This is a genomic window from Nonomuraea sp. B208, assembly GCF_057536035.1.
On sequence record NZ_BAAJOU010000025.1, the window covers coordinates 290,196 to 306,432 of the forward strand.

Here is a 16,237-nt window from a genome sequence, read left to right on the forward strand (position 1 = left end):
CCGGTCTCCCGGGGCGCGGGCTCAGCCCCCTACGTGGCGCAGCGCCAGCGCGGCGAGCGCCACGGCCTGGTCGGCGAGCACGCCGTCGTCGAACTCGGCGCGGGGCGAATGGTTCATCTCGGCCCGCTCCGGGTCGATGTGGGCGGGGGTCGCCCCCAGGAACACGAAGGCTCCCGGCACCTCGTCGAGCACGAACGAGAAGTCCTCCGACGCCATCACGGGCGACTCCAGCCGCTGCGCGCGCTCGTCCCCGAAGGCCGCGGCCAGCGTGCTCAGTGCGCCTTCCGCGCACTCCGCGTCGTTGACCGTGACGGGGTACACGACCTCGAACTCCGTCTCGGCCCGGCAGCCGTGGCCCTCCGCGATCCGTGACGCGAGCGCGGGCAGCTCCACGGCCAGCCGTTCCGACGACGCCTTCGACATCGTGCGTACCGTTCCGGCGAGCTCCGCCCGTTCCGGGATCACGTTCAGCACCTCGCCGGCCGAGAGCTTGGCCACCGAGATGACGACCGGGTCGAACACGGGGACGCGCCGGGTCACGTACGTCTGGAACGCCAGCACGATCTCCGCGAGCACCGGCACCGGGTCCACCGCCTCGTGCGGGCGCGAGCCGTGCCCGCCGCGGCCGGTCACCCGTACGCGCAGCACGTTCGCGCCGGCCATGAGCGCGGCCGGGCGCGTGGAGAACGTGCCGGGCGTCCCGGGGAAGACGTGGATGCCGTACGCGGCCTCGACGCGCTGCCCGGCGGCATCGAGGACGCCCTCCTCGATCATCAGGGGCGCGCCCCCGCCCGCCTCCTCTCCCGGCTGGAACATGAGGACGACGGACCCGCGCAGCTCGGACCGGCGCGCCGCGAGCAGCCGCGCCGCGCCGACGAGACCCGCGACGTGCAGATCGTGGCCGCAGGCGTGCATCGCGCCGTTCCCGGAGGCGAACTCCAGCCCGGTCTCCTCGTGGATCGCGAGCGCGTCCATGTCCGCCCGCAGCAGCACCGACGGGCCGGGACGGTCGCCGCGCAGCACGGCGGTCACCGAGCTGAGGCGCTCGCCCAGGCGGATCTCCAGGTCGAGCGGCTTGAGCGCCTCGACGATCGCCGCCTGGGTGCGCGGCAGGTCGAAGCCCACCTCGGGTTCGCGGTGCAGCCGGCGCCGGAGCGCGACGAGGTCCGCGGCGATCTCGGCGGCGTCGGCGCGCAGCGACTCCGGCGTCGGCGCGCTCACCGGCCCCACCGATCCGCCACGACCCGCACGCCGCCCTCGGCGCGGTAGACCTCGCGTCCCGAGATGTGCACGCGTTCGACGGACGAGCCGAGTTCGAGCGGATCGCCGCTCCACACCACGACGTCACCGTCACGGCCGGGCTCCAGGGCGCCGACCCGCTCGCCGAGCCCGGCGATCCCGGCCGCCGAAGAGCTGATCGCCGCGATGGCCTCGTCCCAGGTCAAGCCGGCTCTCCTGGCCACGGCCGCCTGGATGACGAGGGCGTCGATCGGCACCACCGGGTGGTCGGTGCAGATCGCGGTGCGCACGCCGGCCCGGGTCAGCGTGACCAGGTTGTCCACGGACGCCTCGCGGGTCTCGACCTTGCCCCGGGTGCAGAGCACGGGGCCGAAGATGACCGGCACGTCGCGCTCGGCCAGCAGATCGGCGAGCCGGTGGGCCTCGGTGCCGTGGTTGAGGACGAGGCGGAGGCCGAACTCGTCGGCGATCCGCAGCGCGGTCGCGATGTCGTCGTGCCGGTGGACGTGCTGGTCCCACACGAGGTCGCCCGCCAGCGCGGCGGCCAGCGCCTCCTGGCCGAGGTCGCGGGCGAAGAGCTCGCCCTTCTCCTGGGCGGCGGCCCGGCGGGCGGCGTACTCGCCGGCCGCGACGAGCGCGCGGCGGATGACGAGCGCGACGCCGAGCCGGGTGCGCGGCAGCTGGCCGCGATCCCCGTAGGAGTTCTTGGGGTTCTCGCCCAGCGCGGACTTCATGCCGACCGGGTGCTTCACGACCTGCTCGTCCACGGTCCGGCCGCCCCAGGTCTTCATGGCCACGCTCGTCCCGCCGATCGGGTTGCCCGAACCGGGCTTCACGACGACGGTGGTGACGCCGCCGGCGAGCGCGTCGCGGAAGGCGCGGTCGTCGATGTTGATCGCGTCGATGGCCCGTACGGCGGACATGTCGGGCGCGCTGACCTCGCTGGCGTCCGCTCCCGCCGACCCTTCGCCGTCCTCGTGGGCGCCGATGTGGGTGTGGGCGTCCACGAACCCGGGGAGCACCCAGCGCCCGTCCGCCTCGACGACGGGGACGCCTTCGGGCACGTACGGATCGTCGTCGACCCGCTCGATCACCCCGTTCCGCACCAGGACCGTGCCGCGGTCGACGATGCGGCCGGTGCCGGTCACCACCCGTCCGCCGACGAATGCGACCTCCGCCATGCTCACTTCCCTTCGCTGCCGTCGCCCCCGCGCACGAAGGCGCCGAGGTCGTCCGAGAGCTTGGTCAGGCTCCCGGGGTCGGTGTACATCATGTGTCCCGCCGGATAGCGGCTCTCGCTCACGCGCCCGGCCGGAAGGCCGTACTGCGCGAGCAGGTGTTCGAGCGAGCCGACGGTCGTCAGGGTGTCGAAGTGCCCGGTGCCGAAGAACAGGCGCGCGCGGGCGTTGGCCCGCAGCAGCGCCGCCAGATGCGCCGGGTAGTCGAACAGCGCGAAGGGCGAGGGCATCGTGCTGCCGCCGAAGCGCAGGGCGGCGGCGTCCTCCAGGTAGTTCCAGCGCTCGTGCGCGGGGCGGGCCACGCGGTAGCGGCACTCGCGGGGGATGCCCAGGTGCTCGGCGAACAGCCGGCGGGCGGCCGCGTAGAAGACGGGGTCGAGCCGTACGGACGTGGCGTCGACCCGGGGCTCGACCGCGCCGGGGGGCGGGGCGGGCAGGGTGTAGCGGGCGTCGGTCAGTCCGAGGACGAGCCCGCGATCGGCCAGGAGCAGCGTGCGGAACTCCTCCTTGTCGACGCGCAGCCGGCGCGCCCGCAGCTCCGCGACGCCGAGGCCGGTGAAGCCCGCCAGCCTCTCGACGAGCGCGTCCGGCATCTCGCCGGTGAGCAGCGCCGAGGCGTACTCGGTCACGGCGAAGGCGTGCGCCTGCCGCACCACCTCGTCCAGGTCGAGCGCGGCGTGGACGCCCTTGCCGTGGTACCACGCGGTGGCGGCGAGCAGCGGGAGCGCGGCGACGAAGCCGACGGGGTTGCCGGGCCGCTGCGTGGTCTCCTGCGCGTTCAGGCACTGGCCGAGCATGGCGACGCCGGCGACCGCGACCGGCTCGTCGGCGATGAGGAGGTCCGTCGCGGTGAGCGCGGCCCGGATCGTGCCGTAGCTCTCGCCCAGCAGGTAGACGGGCGATTCGAGGCGGTCGTGGCGCTCCAGCCACGACCGTACGAGCTGCGCGGTGAGCGCGGCGTCCCGTCCGGCGCCCGAGATGGCGGCGGGTTCGACGCCGTCGGCGAGCCGCCCGAAACCGGTCTCGATCGGGTCGACGAACACCAGGTCGGCGACGGCGAGGAGGGTGTCGGGGCTCGGCTCCAGCGTGTCCTTCGCGACGGGCGCGGCGTCGAGCTCGCGGGGCACCGCCGCGCGCCAGGGGCCGAGGCCGCCGAGGTGCAGCCAGAGGGAGGAGCATCCCGGCCCGCCGTTGAAGAGGAAGAGAACCGGGCGATCCTCCGGGGCCGCGTCCTTGACGTACGCGAACGTCCACGCGTCACCGAGGGTGCGCCCGGACTCGTCGGCCAGCGGCAGGCATTCCGCCTCCGCCGTGAACGCGATCGGCGCGTCACCGATCAGCGCGGAGTGCCGGCTTGTGTGGCGCTGGGGCATCTCTTGATCCTCGCGAGGAAACTATCGCACAATTGTTTATAATGATTTAGGATCATATGAGGCCCCGGTTGCGGGAGTCAATGATTGAAATCGTATAGACCGATGGGAGCAGGATGAGCGATCCCGGAACCGAGATCGGCGCGGAGGAGCGCGTCGAGACCCGGCACCAGATCCGATTCGGCGAGCGCACGCTCGACTACACCGCGGCCGCGGGAACCGTCCTGGTCCGTGACGACCACGGGCACCCGAAGACGAGCATGTTCTACGTCGCGTACTCCGCCCCCCACCAGGAAGGCGGCCCGAGACGGCCGGTCACCTTCCTGTTCAACGGCGGTCCCGGCTCGGCCAGCCTGTGGCTGAACATCGGCGGGTTCGGGCCGAAGCGCACGCCGACCGCGACGCCGTCCGCGACCCCGCCCCCGCCGTACACCGTGGGCGACAACCCGCACAGCCTGCTCGAGTTCAGCGACCTCGTCTTCCTCGACGCCCCCGGCACCGGCTACTCGCGGCTGATCGGCGACACCCCGGCCGCCGAGGTCTGGGGCGTCGACCAGGACGTCGACATGTTCGCCCGGGCGATCACCCGCTACCTCACCCTCACGAACAACTGGAACGCCCCCCGCTTCCTCTTCGGGGAGTCGTACGGGACGACCCGGGCGGCCGCGCTCGTGCACCGGCTGCAGAACCAGGGGCTCGACTTCAACGGCGTCGTCCTGCTCTCCACGATGCTCAACTGGGCGGAGAACCACCTCGGCCTCGACCAGGAGCACATCAACCTGCTGCCGTCGATGGCCGCGACCGCCTGGTACCACGGCCGCTCCCGCGTCGCCACGGCCGGCCTCGACGACCTGCTGGAGCAGGCGCGCGAGTTCGCCCAGGACGAGTACGCCACCGCGCTCCAGCTCGGCGACCGGCTGCCCGCCGACCGCGAGCAGGCGGTCGCCGAGCGGTTCAGCGCGTTCACCGGCCTCGACGCCGACCTCGTACGCCGCAGCCGCTTCCGGATCGGCATGGAGCCGTTCCGCGACGCCCTCCTCGCCGACAAGGGACAGGTCGTCGGCCGCTTCGACACCCGCTTCGTGGCCGACCACCAGTACGTCGTCGGCACCGGCTCGCACGACCCCGCCACCAACGACGCGGCGACCGCCGGCGTGAACAGCGCGCACCTGTCGGCGTTCAGGGAACACCTCGCCGGCGACCTCGGCTGGACCAGCGAGCTGCACTACCGCCACCTCTACAACATGGTGATCTCCCGCGCCTGGGACTGGCACCACAAGGCCCCCGGCATCGACGAGCCGATGCCGGTGCCCGTCGTGAGCCTCGACCTGTCGGCGGCGCTGCGCCGCAACCCCGGCCTGCGGGTCGCGGTGATGGGCGGCGTCTACGACCTCGCGACCCCGTTCTTCGGGGCCGAGGTGGACATCGCCAAGCTCTACCTCGCCCCGCACCTGCGGGAGAACGTCGAGTTCCGCTTCTACGAGTCGGGTCACATGACGTTCGTGGACGAGGTCGTGGTGGCGCGGATGAAGGCCGACCTCGCGGCCTTCTACGCCCGCGCGACCGACCACAAGCCGGTCGATCCCTCCTGACGCCGTGCCGCGGCCGGGTGCCTCAACTTCAGCCGAGGTGCCCGGCCGCCAGCGACGCGAGCGCGACGGCCTGGTCCGCGAGCACGGCGTCGTCGAAGACGACGTGCGGCGAGTGGTTCGGCGCGGCCGTCTCGTGATCGACGTCGCGCGGCGTCGCCCGCAGGAAGACGAAGACCCCGGGCACCTCGCGCAGAACGTAGCTGAAGTCCTCCGACCCCATGACGGGAGCGGGCGAGACGCGGACCCGTTCGTCGCCGAAGGCCGCCGACAGCGTGGCCAGCGCGCCGGCCGCGAGCGCCGGGTCGTTGACCGTCGGCGGGCACAGCACGCGGAGGTCGACGTCGGCCGCGCACCCGTGGGCGGCGGCGACGCCCTTGACCAGCTCGGGCAGCCCCGCCTGCAACTGGTCCAGTGCGGCCTCGGACAACATCCTGATCGTCGCGCCCAGCCCGGCCTCGTCGGAGATGATGTTCCTGGCCGCGCCGCCCGCGTTCAGCTGCGTCGTGGTGAGCACCACGGGGTCGAAGACGTCGAACCGGCGCGTCACGAACGTCTGCAACGCCTGGACCAGCTCGGCGAGCGCGGGCACGGGGTCGATCGTGAGGTGCGGGGCTGAGGCGTGACCGCCTCTCCCCCGTACGACGACGTCCAGCTCGGCGCAGCCCGCCATGAGCGGCCCCGGGCGCGTGGAGAAGATCCCGTACTCGCCCGGCACCACGTGGATGCCGTAGGCCGCGACCGGGCGTTCGCCGGCCGCGTCGAACACCCCTTCGGCGATCATGCGAGCGGCCCCGTCGGCGACCTCCTCGCCGGGCTGGAACATGAACACGACGTCCCCGGCGAGCTCCTCCCGCCGTCCGTGCAGGAGCATCGCGGCGCCGACGAGCCCGGCCACGTGCAGGTCGTGCCCGCACGCGTGCATGGCCTCGCCACGCGCCCGGTAGGGCACGTCGGTCTGTTCGCGCATGGGCAGCGCGTCCATGTCGGCGCGCAGCAGCACGACCGGCCCGGGACGGCCGCCCCGCAGCACCGCCACGACCGAGTCCAGCTCCTTCCCGAGCGTGATCTCCAGGTCGAGCCCCTGGAGCGCGGCGACGACCCGCCGCTGTGTCCTGGGCAGCCGCAGCCCGAGCTCGGGGTCGGCGTGGATCTCGCGGCGCAGACGGACCAGCTCGGGCAGGATCCGCCGGGCTTCCTCGCGCATCAGGCCACACCTTCCTCTTCGGGGAGTTCGGCTTCGGGGAATTCGGCGGATCGCAGCAGGCGGTCGGCGCCGGCGTTCTCGATGCGCGGGATCGCCGACACGAGGGACCGCGTGTAGGGCTCGCGCGGGTTCGTCACGATCTCCTCGGCGTCGCCGTACTCGACCACGCGTCCGCGGCTCATGACCGCCGTGGTGTCGGCGATGTAGCGGACGGCGGCGAGGTTGTGGGTGATGAAGATCATCGACAGTTCGAGCTCGCGCTGCAGGTCGCGGATGAGGTTGAGCACCGCGCCCTGGACCGAGGCGTCGAGCGCCGAGGTGATCTCGTCGGCGACGATGAGCCGCGGGCGCACCGCGAGGCACCGGGCGATGGCCACCCGCTGCCGCATGCCGCCCGAGATCCGCGACGGGTACTGGTCGGCGACCGCCGGCTTCAGCCGTACGAGGTCCAGCAGCTCGCGCACGGACGCGGCGCGCTGCTTCGCGTCGAGGTCGCGGTGCGTCGTCAGGGCCTCCTCGATCGTCTCGCCGACCGTCATGCGCGGGTTCAGCGACGAGTAGGGGTCCTGGAAGATCATCTGTACGTCCCGCGCCCTCCGGCGGCGGTCGACGCCGCGCGTGCGCAGCAGGTCGTCGCCGTCGAGCGTGACGCGTCCCGAGGTCGCCCGTTGCAGGCCGGCCACCGTACGCGCGACGGTGGACTTGCCAGAACCGGACTCCCCGACCAGCCCCACGATCGTGCCGTGCGGGACGGTCAGCGAGACCCCGTCCACGGCGTTGAAGGTCTGCCGGCCGCGCCCGAAGGTCACGACCAGGTCCTCGATGACGAGCTCGGCCATCAGGCTCCTCCCTCCTCGTGCCCGGCGGTGTCGTCCTGGGGATGCCAGCACGCGACCCGGCCGCCGTGGCGGTGCGACGCGAGCACGGGCGTCTCGGTCTCGCAGCGGCTGGTCGCGAACGCGCAGCGGGCCGCGAAGGCGCACCCCGCGATGGGCTGGGACAGGTCGGGCGGCTCGCCGGGGATCGTCACCAGCGGCTCGCCGCGGTCGGTGTCGAGGTCGGGGAGCGAGGCCACGAGCGCCCTCGTGTAGGGGTGCGCGAGCCGCTCCGGGGTCGGCAGGAGCGCGATGTCGACGTCCTCGACGACCCGGCCCGCGTACATCACCAGAATGCGCCCGCACAGCTCGGCCAGGACGGCGACGTCGTGCGACACGACGACGGCGGCCGCGCCGGACTCGGCGCACTTGTTGCGCAGCAGCGCGAGCACGCGACGCTGCACGGTCACGTCGAGCGCCGTGGTGGGCTCGTCGGCGATGATGAGCGACGGCGAGCCGATCTGCGCCATCGCGATGAGCGCGCGCTGGCGCATCCCTCCGGAGAACTCGTGCGGGAACTGCTGGGCGCGGCGCCCGGCCTCGGGGATCCGTACGTCGTCGAGCGCCCGCACCGCCTGCGCCTGCGCCTGCTTGCGGCCGGCGTCGAGGTGGACGCGCGGGACCTCGGCGAGCTGCGTGCCCACGCGCAGCGCGGGGTTGAGCGCCGTGAGCGAGTCCTGGAACACCACGCCCACCCGGGTCCCGAGCAGCTTGCCGGCCTCGGCCTGGGTGAGGCCGGTCAGGTCGTCGCCGTCGAACCGGAGCCGGCGCGCGGTCACGGCGGCACCCGCGGGGGCGAGCTGCGCGACCGACATCATGGTGACGCTCTTGCCGCTGCCGGACTCCCCGACGACGCCCACGATCTCGCCCGGATGAATGCTGAAGGAAACGTCCTGAACGGGACGAATCCAGCCGTCCGGTCCGGGGAAGGACACCGACAGCCCGTCGACCTCCAGGAGCGGGGCGGGCCCCTGCTGGGGCGTCTCCGCCTGCCCCGCGGCGACCGGCGCCGGGCCGAGCCGGCGAGGGGGCAGCGCCTTCCTGTTCTCCCGGTTGCGCAGCTGCCCGGCGAGCGACTCGCCGAGCATGCTGAACGCGAGCCCCGCGAAGACCACGGCGACCCCGGGGCCGATCGCCGCCACGGGCGAGTTGTAGACCTGGCCGAACCCCTCGCTGAGCAGGCGGCCCCAGTCGAAGTCCGGCGGCTGCACGCCGACGCCGAGGAAGCTCAGGCTGGACAGCGCGAGCAGGCCGCCCCCGATGGAGGAGGTCACGTTGACGATGACGGGCTCGGCGATGTTCGGGAGCACGTACCGCGTGAACTGGCGCCGCCGGGAGACGCCGAGCATGCGCGCGGCGGCCAGGTACTCCGAACCGCCGACCCGCGAGGAGAGCGTCTGCGCGAGCCGTGCGAACGACGGCGTCATGGTGAGCGCGAGGGCGATCACCGCCGTCGTCGCCCCCGTGCCGAGGAGGATCACCGTGAGCATGGCCACCAGGAGCACGGGGAACGCGAGCCAGGTGTTGATGACGCCGGCGAACCACCGCTGGGCGCGCGCCCCGAGCACCGCGGGCACGGCCCCGAGCAGCAGGCCGGCGCACAAACCCATGAGCGTCGCCGCGACGGCCATCACCAGCGAGAGCCGCGAGGCCACGAGGGTGCGCAGGAGGATGTCCCGGCCGAGCTTGTCGGTGCCGAGCAGGTGCTCGGCGGACGGGGGCAGCGCGATGGCGTCGGGATTCGCCTTCACGGCCGCCTCGCCCCACAGGACCGGGGCGAGCACCGCGAGCAGGACGAGCACCCCGAGCATGCACAGGGCGATGATCGCCATCGGCTGCCCGGACAGTCCGGAGCGGCGGGTCGTCATGAGGTCTCCAGGAGCGAGGTACGCCGGTCAAGCACGGAGAGCACGAGGTCGACGAGCAGGTTGACGACGAGGATCATCGCGGCGTACACGAGCGCGAGACCCTGGACGATGCCGTAGTCCTTCGTGGTGATGGCCCCCACGAACGCCGTGCCGAGGCCCGGCCAGTTGAACACCTGCTCGACCAGCACGCTGCCCGCCATCATCGTCCCGAGCAGCGTGCCGCCGATCGTGAGCGTCGCGGTGAGCATGTTCGGCAGCGCGTGCCGGAAGTAGACCATCCAGGCGGGCAGCCGCTTGGAGCGGGCCGTGCGGACGTAGTCGTCCTTGAGCGTGTTGAGCGCCTCGATGCGGGCGATGCGCGAGATGGACGCCGCCGCCGACACGGACAGGGCTATCACCGGGAGCACGTACGACGCCGCTCCCGTCCGCCCGGCGACGGGGAACGCGTGCAGCGTGACGGCGAAGACGATGACGAGGACGACGCCCAGCAGGTATTCGGGGATGGCCGCGATGAACGCCGTGACCCCGGTGAACACCGTCTCGGCGCCGCGCCGCCCGCTGTGCTGGGTGATGATCGCGACGCCGAGGCCCACGGGCACGGCGACGAGCAGCACCACGAGGAAGGCGATGCCGGCCAGCTCGACCGTCGCCGGCAGCCGGTGCGAGACGAGCTCCGTCACGGAGCGGCCCGTGATGATCGAGACGCCGAGGTCGCCGCGGAACAGCCCCGTGAGGTAGTCGAAGTACTGGACGATGAGGGGATCGTCGAGGCCCAGCTGCTCCCGCCGGGCCTGCACCACGCTCTCGGCGGCGGTCGCGCCGAGCGCGGACCGCACGGGATCGCCCCCGGCCATCCGCAGCACGAGGAACGCGACCGTGACGATCATCCACATCGCGACGAGCATGCGCCCGGTGCGACGGAGCAGGAAGCCGAGCCACCGGTTGCCGCCGTGGCGGCCACCGGTGACGGATTTCGAGCGTGCCATCAGGCTACTTCGACACGCGCAGGCTGGTGGGCACCACGAGGGTGTTCGAGTTCAGGCTGAACGTGACGCCGTTGCCGTAGACGGTCTCGGTCGCCTCGTACAGCGGCAGCAGCTCCAGGTCCTTGACCAGCGAGCTCTGCGCGGCCTGCCAGCCCTCGCAGCTCTGCTCCCCGGCCTGGCTCTGCGCCTTCGCCGCCAGGTCGAAGAACTCCTTGTTGGTGTTGTACGTCCAGTTGCCGCCCTTCGGGGGGAAGTCGCCCGAGAGGATGCCCTGCCAGGTGCTCGGCAGGGTCGTCGAGATGGGGGCCCACACCAGGTCCCAGTCGCCGCCCTGGAAGATGACGTCGGTGTACGACGGCGACGGCGTCGGGGTGGCCTTCACGCCGATCTCGGCGAGCTGCTGCTGGATGAGCTCGATGCCCGACACCACCGACTTATCGGAGTTAGCGGGATAAAGCAGGATGAGCGCAAGCTCCTTGCCGTCCTTCTGCCGCGTGCCGTTCGCGCCCTTCGCCCAGCCGGCCTCGTCCAGCTTGGCCGCCGCGGCCGTCTTGTCGAACGCCGTGAGCGCCGGGGTGATGTCGGTCGTCTTGCAGACGTTGCTGTACGACGTCGTCAGGCTCTTCATCGGCGTGCCGCGACCGCCCGTCGTCACCTTGCCGACCGCGTCACGGTCGATCGCGCCCGCGATCGCCTGGCGCACGGCGAGGTCGTTGGTCGCGCGCCCCTTGGCCTGGTTGAAGAACACCAGACCCGGGCGAGCCGGCACGTCGATCTTCTGCAGCCCGGCCGAGTCGAGCCGCTGCCGGTCGTCGCCGGCGACGAGCCCGAGGTCCACCTCGCCCGACTGGAGCATGTTGGCGACCGTCGACTCGTTCTCCACGACCTGGACCGTCACGGAGGAGGGCAGGCCCTCCGTCTTGCCGGTCACGCCGCCGGCGCCCCAGGCGTACTCGGGGCGGAGCGTGAGCTTGTAGCTCTGGCCGGGCGACGACTCGGCCAGCTTGTACGGGCCGGTGCCGAGCCACTCCTTGTCCAGCCGTCCCGGGTCGGCCGAGCCGGCCTTGCAGACGACCGGCATGAGGCCGATCGTGGCGAACAGGAAGCTCTGCGCGTTCTCGCTCTGGAACGTGACAGTGCGGCTCGCGTCATCGGCGTCGATCTTCAGCCCGGTGGCGGGGAAGTACACCCCACGGAACGGGGACCCGGTCTCCTTGAGCCCCGCGTAGTCGAAGCTGGCCTTGACGTCGCTCGCGGTCAACGGGGACCCGTCGACGCAGGTGACCCCCTCCTTGAGGGTGAAGCTGACCTTGGTGGCCGACTCCTCCCACTTCTCGGCGAGCAACCCCTGGGGCTCGGCGCCGGCGGCGAAGGACACGAGAGACTCGTAGCCGAACGCGGCGAGGCTCTGGGCCGCCACCGTCGCGTTCTTGATCGGGTTGAGCTGACCCGGGTCGGCGGCCAGCGCGTACGTCACGCCGCCGTCGCCCGACGCCGCGCCGCCGTCGCCATCGCCCGTCGCGCCGCAGCCGGTGAGCGCGAGCGTGGTCGCTCCCACAGCCCCGAGGAGGGTAACAAAGCTTCGTTTCATGGTGGTCCTTCAACACGCACGCGTAGGGACACGTCCGGGGTTAATTAATTATTATGATTATGCAGAAACGGATGTTTCGGCGGTGTAACAATTCGGCCATGGGGTGCGATACACCCCAGCGAACCACTCAAGCCCGCCGCCCCCTTGCGGCCGTTCGCGCCCATCAGCCGGACCGGATCGCGGGGATCTTCGAGCGCGCGAGCGACATCGAGGCGGCCATCCAGGTTCCGATGACGCGTGAGCCCGTCGACGTCGGGCACATCCCGCAGCGAGATCATCACTGACTCGTCCCTCCATCGGCTCCTCCCCCGATGGCGGAACACTGTATTCGTTACAATGATTCATGGCAACCATCTCTGAACTGCGAGGACACCGTGCCCGACCTGAAGTGGGACGACGTGAAGGTCCTCTTCGACCCTGAGGTCAACGGAGCCTTGCCGGACGTCGTCGTCGAGCGGACCACCGTCGAGGACTGGCAGCTGCTTCTGGACCTCGTCCGGGAGCAGGGCTGGCAGTACGCCTCCTCGGCGGATGGAGGTGAGCCGACGGAGCTCCCATCCGCTGCCGGCATGGCCGAAGCCGCCGATGCCGGCGAGACGCCCGAGCTGCATGTCCGGCCGATCACCGACATGCTGCTCATCTTCCGCATGTATCAGGTCACGTCGATCGACTTCGATGTCGATCTGAGAGAGCTGCAGGGCCAGGAACGGCTGGACGTCCTCATGGACGTCTTCCGCCTGATCGGACGACGCCTCGGGAAGTCGGTGCTGCTGAGCGCGGAAGGAGACCTTGGACATCCGTACCTGGGGTTCGACGTCGACGCCGACCGCGTGGTGCTGATGGTGAACCCGAACGACCCACACATGTGACAACGGCGGTCACCCATGATCCCGCCACGCCCGCCCCGACCTGTTCTTCCGCGCCAAACCCGCATGCCCCTGAGCAGGAAGCCGAACCAGGCACTTTTCGTCGGACCCACCTGCCATCCTCTCCCTCATCATCTGCCGCGAGAGAACAGGACCGATCCCCGTGCCCGACTACGACTGGCTCGATGACGAAGCGTTCTGCGCGACCTTCGTCCGCGGTCTCACCCCGCACGAGGCACTGGCCCGCCTCGGCATCGACGTGTTGGACGGGGATGACGAGGAAGGCGAGTTCGACGAAGGGCTCATCTGCGCCCGGCCCGCCGAGGGCGGGACCATCCTGAGCGAGTGGAACGGCTTCGTCGGCACCCTGCCCGAGGTGCTGCAGCGCCTGTCGGCCGGTACGGTCACGGCGAGCGTCTTCGTCAACGTGAACCTGGTCGCGGCCTTCGAGCATTACGCCGACAGCCGCAACATCCTGACCTTCGACCCGCTGTTCGACGGCGACGAGGACGGCCTCCCAGAGGACTTCCTGGCCGACCGGGCCGAGCTCGAACTGTTCGGCAACAAGCCGGATGCCGGCCTCGCCGCTGCCCTGCTGCTGGCCGAGCGCATCACCGAGGTGCACCCGAACGCGTCGAGCGACAAAGTGGTCGCCCATGGCGTCCACGAATACTGAGGCCCCCTCGCACACGCAGCAGACCGACGACTCAACCCGATCCGCATCAGCAACAGGAGCTCACTGAACTAGAACGAAACCTCCAGCCATTCGCAGCCCGTGAGCTGAGCGAGCAGCGCCACCATCGCGGGGCCGGCTGTCGCGCCTTGCTGCTGCTAGGGGGTGATGAAAGTAGTGCGACAGCGTGCCAGTCACTTTCTCGCTATAGAGATCGTCCTCCGCGAGAAGAAAGCAGCGATCAGCGTGGCCGCCCCTGCGGCGATCAGGACGGTAGCGGGAATCCGAACAAGATTTCGGAGATCCTCACATCTGTTCCTGTACTCCATTTCTTCTGCTATCCAGTTACGAGTCTCGTCCATCAAGTAATCAGGAAGAGAGGCAGCAACGTATGCGGAACCACACGCCTCACCTTCTGCAGTAACGGGCATCAGGCCGGCAAGTGCGCCTGAGCCCATCAGCAAGAAGGCGACGAACACGAGGAGCTTGGTAGCCATAGGTACTCCTTGGGCAGGTTCATCCGAGCCTGATCATTCCAGGTCCATTCTTGGCTCGGAAGCCTCGGCAGTGGGGAGGCGTGGAAGGGATTCGCTGTGCGAACGTCAAGGCCGATTGCGGACTGGTTTTGGCGAGTGGATGCACGGTTGGGTGGTGATGCCGAGCCGAATCGCGGTCAGCGGTTCTCTGCGGCACATCCTGTGCGCTCAGGGCTGGTCGCCGGCGCCTTCCTCCTCCTCTTCTTGTTGATCGGTGCCGCAAGTGGATATGAATACGCCTTCGCGCTGCCTACCTTGCTCTTCTGCCTCTGCGTAGCCGCCTTCGCCGGGGGGAGCATGATGGGCATCGGCTACTTCGAACGCCGGCGTCAACGGCACTACGGTCACTACCCGCATGAGGTTCAGGGTGCGCAGCAACCATCCGTATCACTGACGGATGGCGCCGACGAGTAGGAGCCCACCGAGGGTGCTCGGAGTGAACACCACGCCAGTGATCTTGGCCGCCAGCAAGAACGCACGCGAGATCCTGTTCATGTACATGTCATCCCACGTCGCCTCCCATGCCTCTTCATCCAACTCCTCCGGAGGCAAGCCGGTTTCACGCATGAGCTCGTTGATCCGATCCGGGTCGGCGCCCCGCCGAGTGCCCGGCAGGTGCGGCGTGAAGCTGGTGACGACCTTGCCGTCCACCGCGTACACGAAGCTGTCCTCGGCATGATCGTGCCGGCCGACGGCCACCACCTCACATCCCCGGGACAGCCCGGTCAACGACTCGGCCAGCGTCGCCTGGAAACCCCGCAGTTCGACGGCCACACTCCACTCACCGGCCTGGACGACGCCGACATAGTCGTCGTCGGTCATCCCTGTGGACTCCCAGACCTTCCCAGCGAATTCATGGAAGGTCATCCTCCGCCCTGGGTGTCCGGCCCCGAAGCGGCGCAGCACCTCGGCAGGTTCGAGCCTGCGGAGAAAAGACACGCAGAAAATCTCGCCAAGGAGATCGTCGGGGTCTCCTGGCGAAGCTTCAGACCAACGGAACGGGGCGAGGGAATCGGCCACTACAACCTCCTTTGAGGTTTTCACAGCAGGTTGACTTTCCTCACCGCATCCGGCCTCTGACCTTGGTGCATGGCTCTCACCTTCTCTCTACCAAGGAAGATCATCCCGCGGATGTCCCGCGAGGGCGAGCCAGCCGGCGAGCGGTTCCTGGCACCTGCTGAGTGAAGCAGGTCAACGCCCACACTCAGTCCACGCTGAACGGCTCGAACGGCCTCGCCATGCCACCCAACACCCACGCGCAATCTCTGATCAGGAATAGGGCGAGCCCGGCCTTCAGCGGCCTTGGTCCATTGCCTGACCGGGGCGAAGACCGACCGCGGCTGCGGAGACTGCTGTAAATCCGTGGACAATCCCTGCGCCCGTTGGCAACCTTGCCGACATGCAACAGGAGGACATCTGGGACGCCGAGACCGCCGAGCGCTATGACACGCCGGGCGTCGGCATGTTCGCCCCTGAGGTCTTGGAGCCGACCGTGGACCGCCTCGCCGAACTCGCAGGCGAGGGTCGTGCGCTTGAGTTCGCCATCGGAACAGGCCGGGTAGCTGTGCCGCTGGCCGAGCGCGGGGTGCCCGTCACCGGCATCGAGCTGTCAACTCCGATGATCGACCAACTTCGCGCGAAGGTGGACGAGGCGACGATCCCGGTGATCGCCGGCGATATGGCAACCGCGACGGCTCCGGGGAAATACACGCTCGTGTACCTCGTCTTCAACACGATCTCCAACCTGCTCACCCAAGCCGAGCAGGTCGCCTGTTTCCGTAACGCTGCCCGTCATCTCCTGCCCGGCGGCCGCTTCGTGATCGAGCTCTGGGTCCCTGAGCTGCGCAAGCTCCCCACGGGTCAGCAGGCCGTGGTCTTCCAGAGCGAGCCCGGATACATCGGCTTGGACACCTACGACATCGTGCGGCAGCACGTCGTGTCACACCACTTCACGTTCGATGCGAGCAAAGAGGCCCGTCTGTTCCGCAGCCCCCACCGCTACATCTGGCCGTCCGAGCTCGACCTCATGGCCCAGCTGGCCGGATTCGAGCTGGAGAGCCGGCACGCCGACTGGTCCGGAGCAGACTTCACCGCGGAGTCCCGCTCCCACGTGTCCGTCTACCGCATCCCACCGGGCGACTAGCTCCCCGAAGTGGGCCGACCCAGGTGACGGAGCTGGTCAAGATCCGTCGGCAGCAC

16 protein-coding genes are annotated in these 16,237 nt (G+C 70.2%); 4 read left to right on the top strand and 12 right to left on the bottom strand.

Features of this window, described 5'->3' with window-relative positions; genetic code table 11:
• Positions 1–21: 21 nt before the first annotated feature.
• From AC27IY_RS29500 to AC27IY_RS29510, 3 genes are read right to left on the bottom strand one after another with little or no spacing between them, the layout of a single operon-like run.
• Entirely contained in the window at positions 22–1,221 is a 1,200-nt protein-coding gene (locus tag AC27IY_RS29500) for a M20 metallopeptidase family protein (protein ID WP_487179892.1), read from the bottom strand.
• Positions 1,218–2,420: an amidohydrolase family protein gene (locus AC27IY_RS29505; protein WP_487179893.1), complete on the bottom strand. Its 1,203-nt coding sequence runs from the start codon at positions 2,418–2,420 to the stop codon at positions 1,218–1,220. Before AC27IY_RS29505 ends, AC27IY_RS29500 begins: the two co-directional genes overlap by 4 nt.
• A gap of 2 nt (positions 2,421–2,422) precedes the next feature.
• Entirely contained in the window at positions 2,423–3,850 is a 1,428-nt protein-coding gene (locus tag AC27IY_RS29510) for a S10 family serine carboxypeptidase-like protein (RefSeq protein ID WP_487179894.1), read from the bottom strand.
• Between the two features lie 113 nt (positions 3,851–3,963).
• Between AC27IY_RS29510 and AC27IY_RS29515 the strand changes: the two genes are divergently transcribed.
• Entirely contained in the window at positions 3,964–5,439 is a 1,476-nt protein-coding gene (locus AC27IY_RS29515) for a S10 family peptidase (protein ID WP_487179895.1), read from the top strand.
• A gap of 28 nt (positions 5,440–5,467) precedes the next feature.
• Here the strand turns inward: AC27IY_RS29515 and AC27IY_RS29520 are convergent, their stop codons facing one another.
• From AC27IY_RS29520 to AC27IY_RS29545, 6 genes are all read right to left on the bottom strand, one after another.
• Entirely contained in the window at positions 5,468–6,643 is a 1,176-nt protein-coding gene (locus AC27IY_RS29520; RefSeq protein WP_487179896.1) for a M20 metallopeptidase family protein, read from the bottom strand.
• Positions 6,643–7,482: an ABC transporter ATP-binding protein gene (locus AC27IY_RS29525; protein WP_487179897.1), complete on the bottom strand. Its 840-nt coding sequence runs from the start codon at positions 7,480–7,482 to the stop codon at positions 6,643–6,645. The genes AC27IY_RS29520 and AC27IY_RS29525 overlap by 1 nt, the downstream gene beginning before the upstream one ends.
• Positions 7,482–9,386 carry a dipeptide/oligopeptide/nickel ABC transporter permease/ATP-binding protein gene (locus AC27IY_RS29530; RefSeq protein WP_487179898.1) on the bottom strand — a complete coding sequence of 635 codons (1,905 nt, stop codon included), beginning with the start codon at positions 9,384–9,386 and terminating at the stop codon, positions 7,482–7,484. Before AC27IY_RS29530 ends, AC27IY_RS29525 begins: the two co-directional genes overlap by 1 nt.
• A complete protein-coding gene (locus tag AC27IY_RS29535; RefSeq protein WP_344208115.1) occupies positions 9,383–10,372 on the bottom strand; it encodes an ABC transporter permease in 990 nt (329 codons plus the stop codon). Before AC27IY_RS29535 ends, AC27IY_RS29530 begins: the two co-directional genes overlap by 4 nt.
• Before the next feature lie 4 nt (positions 10,373–10,376).
• Positions 10,377–11,930: an ABC transporter substrate-binding protein gene (locus AC27IY_RS29540; protein WP_487179899.1), complete on the bottom strand. Its 1,554-nt coding sequence runs from the start codon at positions 11,928–11,930 to the stop codon at positions 10,377–10,379.
• A gap of 77 nt (positions 11,931–12,007) precedes the next feature.
• A complete protein-coding gene (locus AC27IY_RS29545) occupies positions 12,008–12,244 on the bottom strand; it encodes a hypothetical protein (RefSeq protein WP_487179900.1) in 237 nt (78 codons plus the stop codon).
• 93 nt (positions 12,245–12,337) lie between these two features.
• Here AC27IY_RS29545 and AC27IY_RS29550 point away from each other — a divergent pair, with 93 nt between their 5' ends.
• Together AC27IY_RS29550 and AC27IY_RS29555 are read left to right on the top strand one after the other, a co-directional pair.
• The gene (locus tag AC27IY_RS29550) at positions 12,338–12,832 is read left to right on the top strand and encodes a hypothetical protein (protein ID WP_487179901.1); all 495 of its coding nucleotides are present in this window, start codon (positions 12,338–12,340) and stop codon (positions 12,830–12,832) included.
• Between the two features lie 160 nt (positions 12,833–12,992).
• Positions 12,993–13,505 carry a DUF6461 domain-containing protein gene (locus AC27IY_RS29555; protein WP_423477729.1) on the top strand — a complete coding sequence of 171 codons (513 nt, stop codon included), beginning with the start codon at positions 12,993–12,995 and terminating at the stop codon, positions 13,503–13,505.
• Between the two features lie 191 nt (positions 13,506–13,696).
• On the opposite strand, the gene AC27IY_RS29560 is transcribed toward AC27IY_RS29555, so the two are convergent.
• The 3 genes from AC27IY_RS29560 to AC27IY_RS29570 all read right to left on the bottom strand — a co-directional run bounded on the left by AC27IY_RS29560 (position 13,697) and on the right by AC27IY_RS29570 (position 15,058).
• The gene (locus AC27IY_RS29560; protein ID WP_487179902.1) at positions 13,697–13,999 is read right to left on the bottom strand and encodes a hypothetical protein; all 303 of its coding nucleotides are present in this window, start codon (positions 13,997–13,999) and stop codon (positions 13,697–13,699) included.
• 207 nt (positions 14,000–14,206) lie between these two features.
• Entirely contained in the window at positions 14,207–14,395 is a 189-nt protein-coding gene (locus AC27IY_RS29565; RefSeq protein ID WP_487179903.1) for a hypothetical protein, read from the bottom strand.
• 30 nt (positions 14,396–14,425) lie between these two features.
• Positions 14,426–15,058, bottom strand: a complete 633-nt coding sequence (locus AC27IY_RS29570) for a DUF6461 domain-containing protein (protein WP_487179904.1) — start codon at positions 15,056–15,058, stop codon at positions 14,426–14,428.
• Between the two features lie 379 nt (positions 15,059–15,437).
• Between AC27IY_RS29570 and AC27IY_RS29575 the strand changes: the two genes are divergently transcribed.
• Complete coding sequence (locus AC27IY_RS29575; RefSeq protein ID WP_423477733.1) at positions 15,438–16,181, top strand: class I SAM-dependent DNA methyltransferase; 744 nt, start codon at positions 15,438–15,440, stop codon at positions 16,179–16,181.
• Positions 16,182–16,237: the final 56 nt, after the last annotated feature.

Bases quoted from the DNA above. Each gene is read 5' to 3' on its own strand.
- AC27IY_RS29505 (WP_487179893.1), bottom strand. From the start codon at position 2,420: ATGGCGGAGGTCGCATTCGTCGGCGGACGGGTGGTGACCGGCACCGGC.
- AC27IY_RS29510 (WP_487179894.1), bottom strand. From the start codon at position 3,850: ATGCCCCAGCGCCACACAAGCCGGCACTCCGCGCTGATCGGTGACGCG.
- AC27IY_RS29515 (WP_487179895.1), top strand. From the start codon at position 3,964: ATGAGCGATCCCGGAACCGAGATCGGCGCGGAGGAGCGCGTCGAGACC.
- AC27IY_RS29520 (WP_487179896.1), bottom strand. From the start codon at position 6,643: ATGCGCGAGGAAGCCCGGCGGATCCTGCCCGAGCTGGTCCGTCTGCGC.
- AC27IY_RS29525 (WP_487179897.1), bottom strand. From the start codon at position 7,482: ATGGCCGAGCTCGTCATCGAGGACCTGGTCGTGACCTTCGGGCGCGGC.
- AC27IY_RS29530 (WP_487179898.1), bottom strand. From the start codon at position 9,386: ATGACGACCCGCCGCTCCGGACTGTCCGGGCAGCCGATGGCGATCATC.
- AC27IY_RS29535 (WP_344208115.1), bottom strand. From the start codon at position 10,372: ATGGCACGCTCGAAATCCGTCACCGGTGGCCGCCACGGCGGCAACCGG.
- AC27IY_RS29560 (WP_487179902.1), bottom strand. From the start codon at position 13,999: ATGGCTACCAAGCTCCTCGTGTTCGTCGCCTTCTTGCTGATGGGCTCA.
- AC27IY_RS29565 (WP_487179903.1), bottom strand. From the start codon at position 14,395: ATGCGGGTAGTGACCGTAGTGCCGTTGACGCCGGCGTTCGAAGTAGCC.
- AC27IY_RS29575 (WP_423477733.1), top strand. From the start codon at position 15,438: ATGCAACAGGAGGACATCTGGGACGCCGAGACCGCCGAGCGCTATGAC.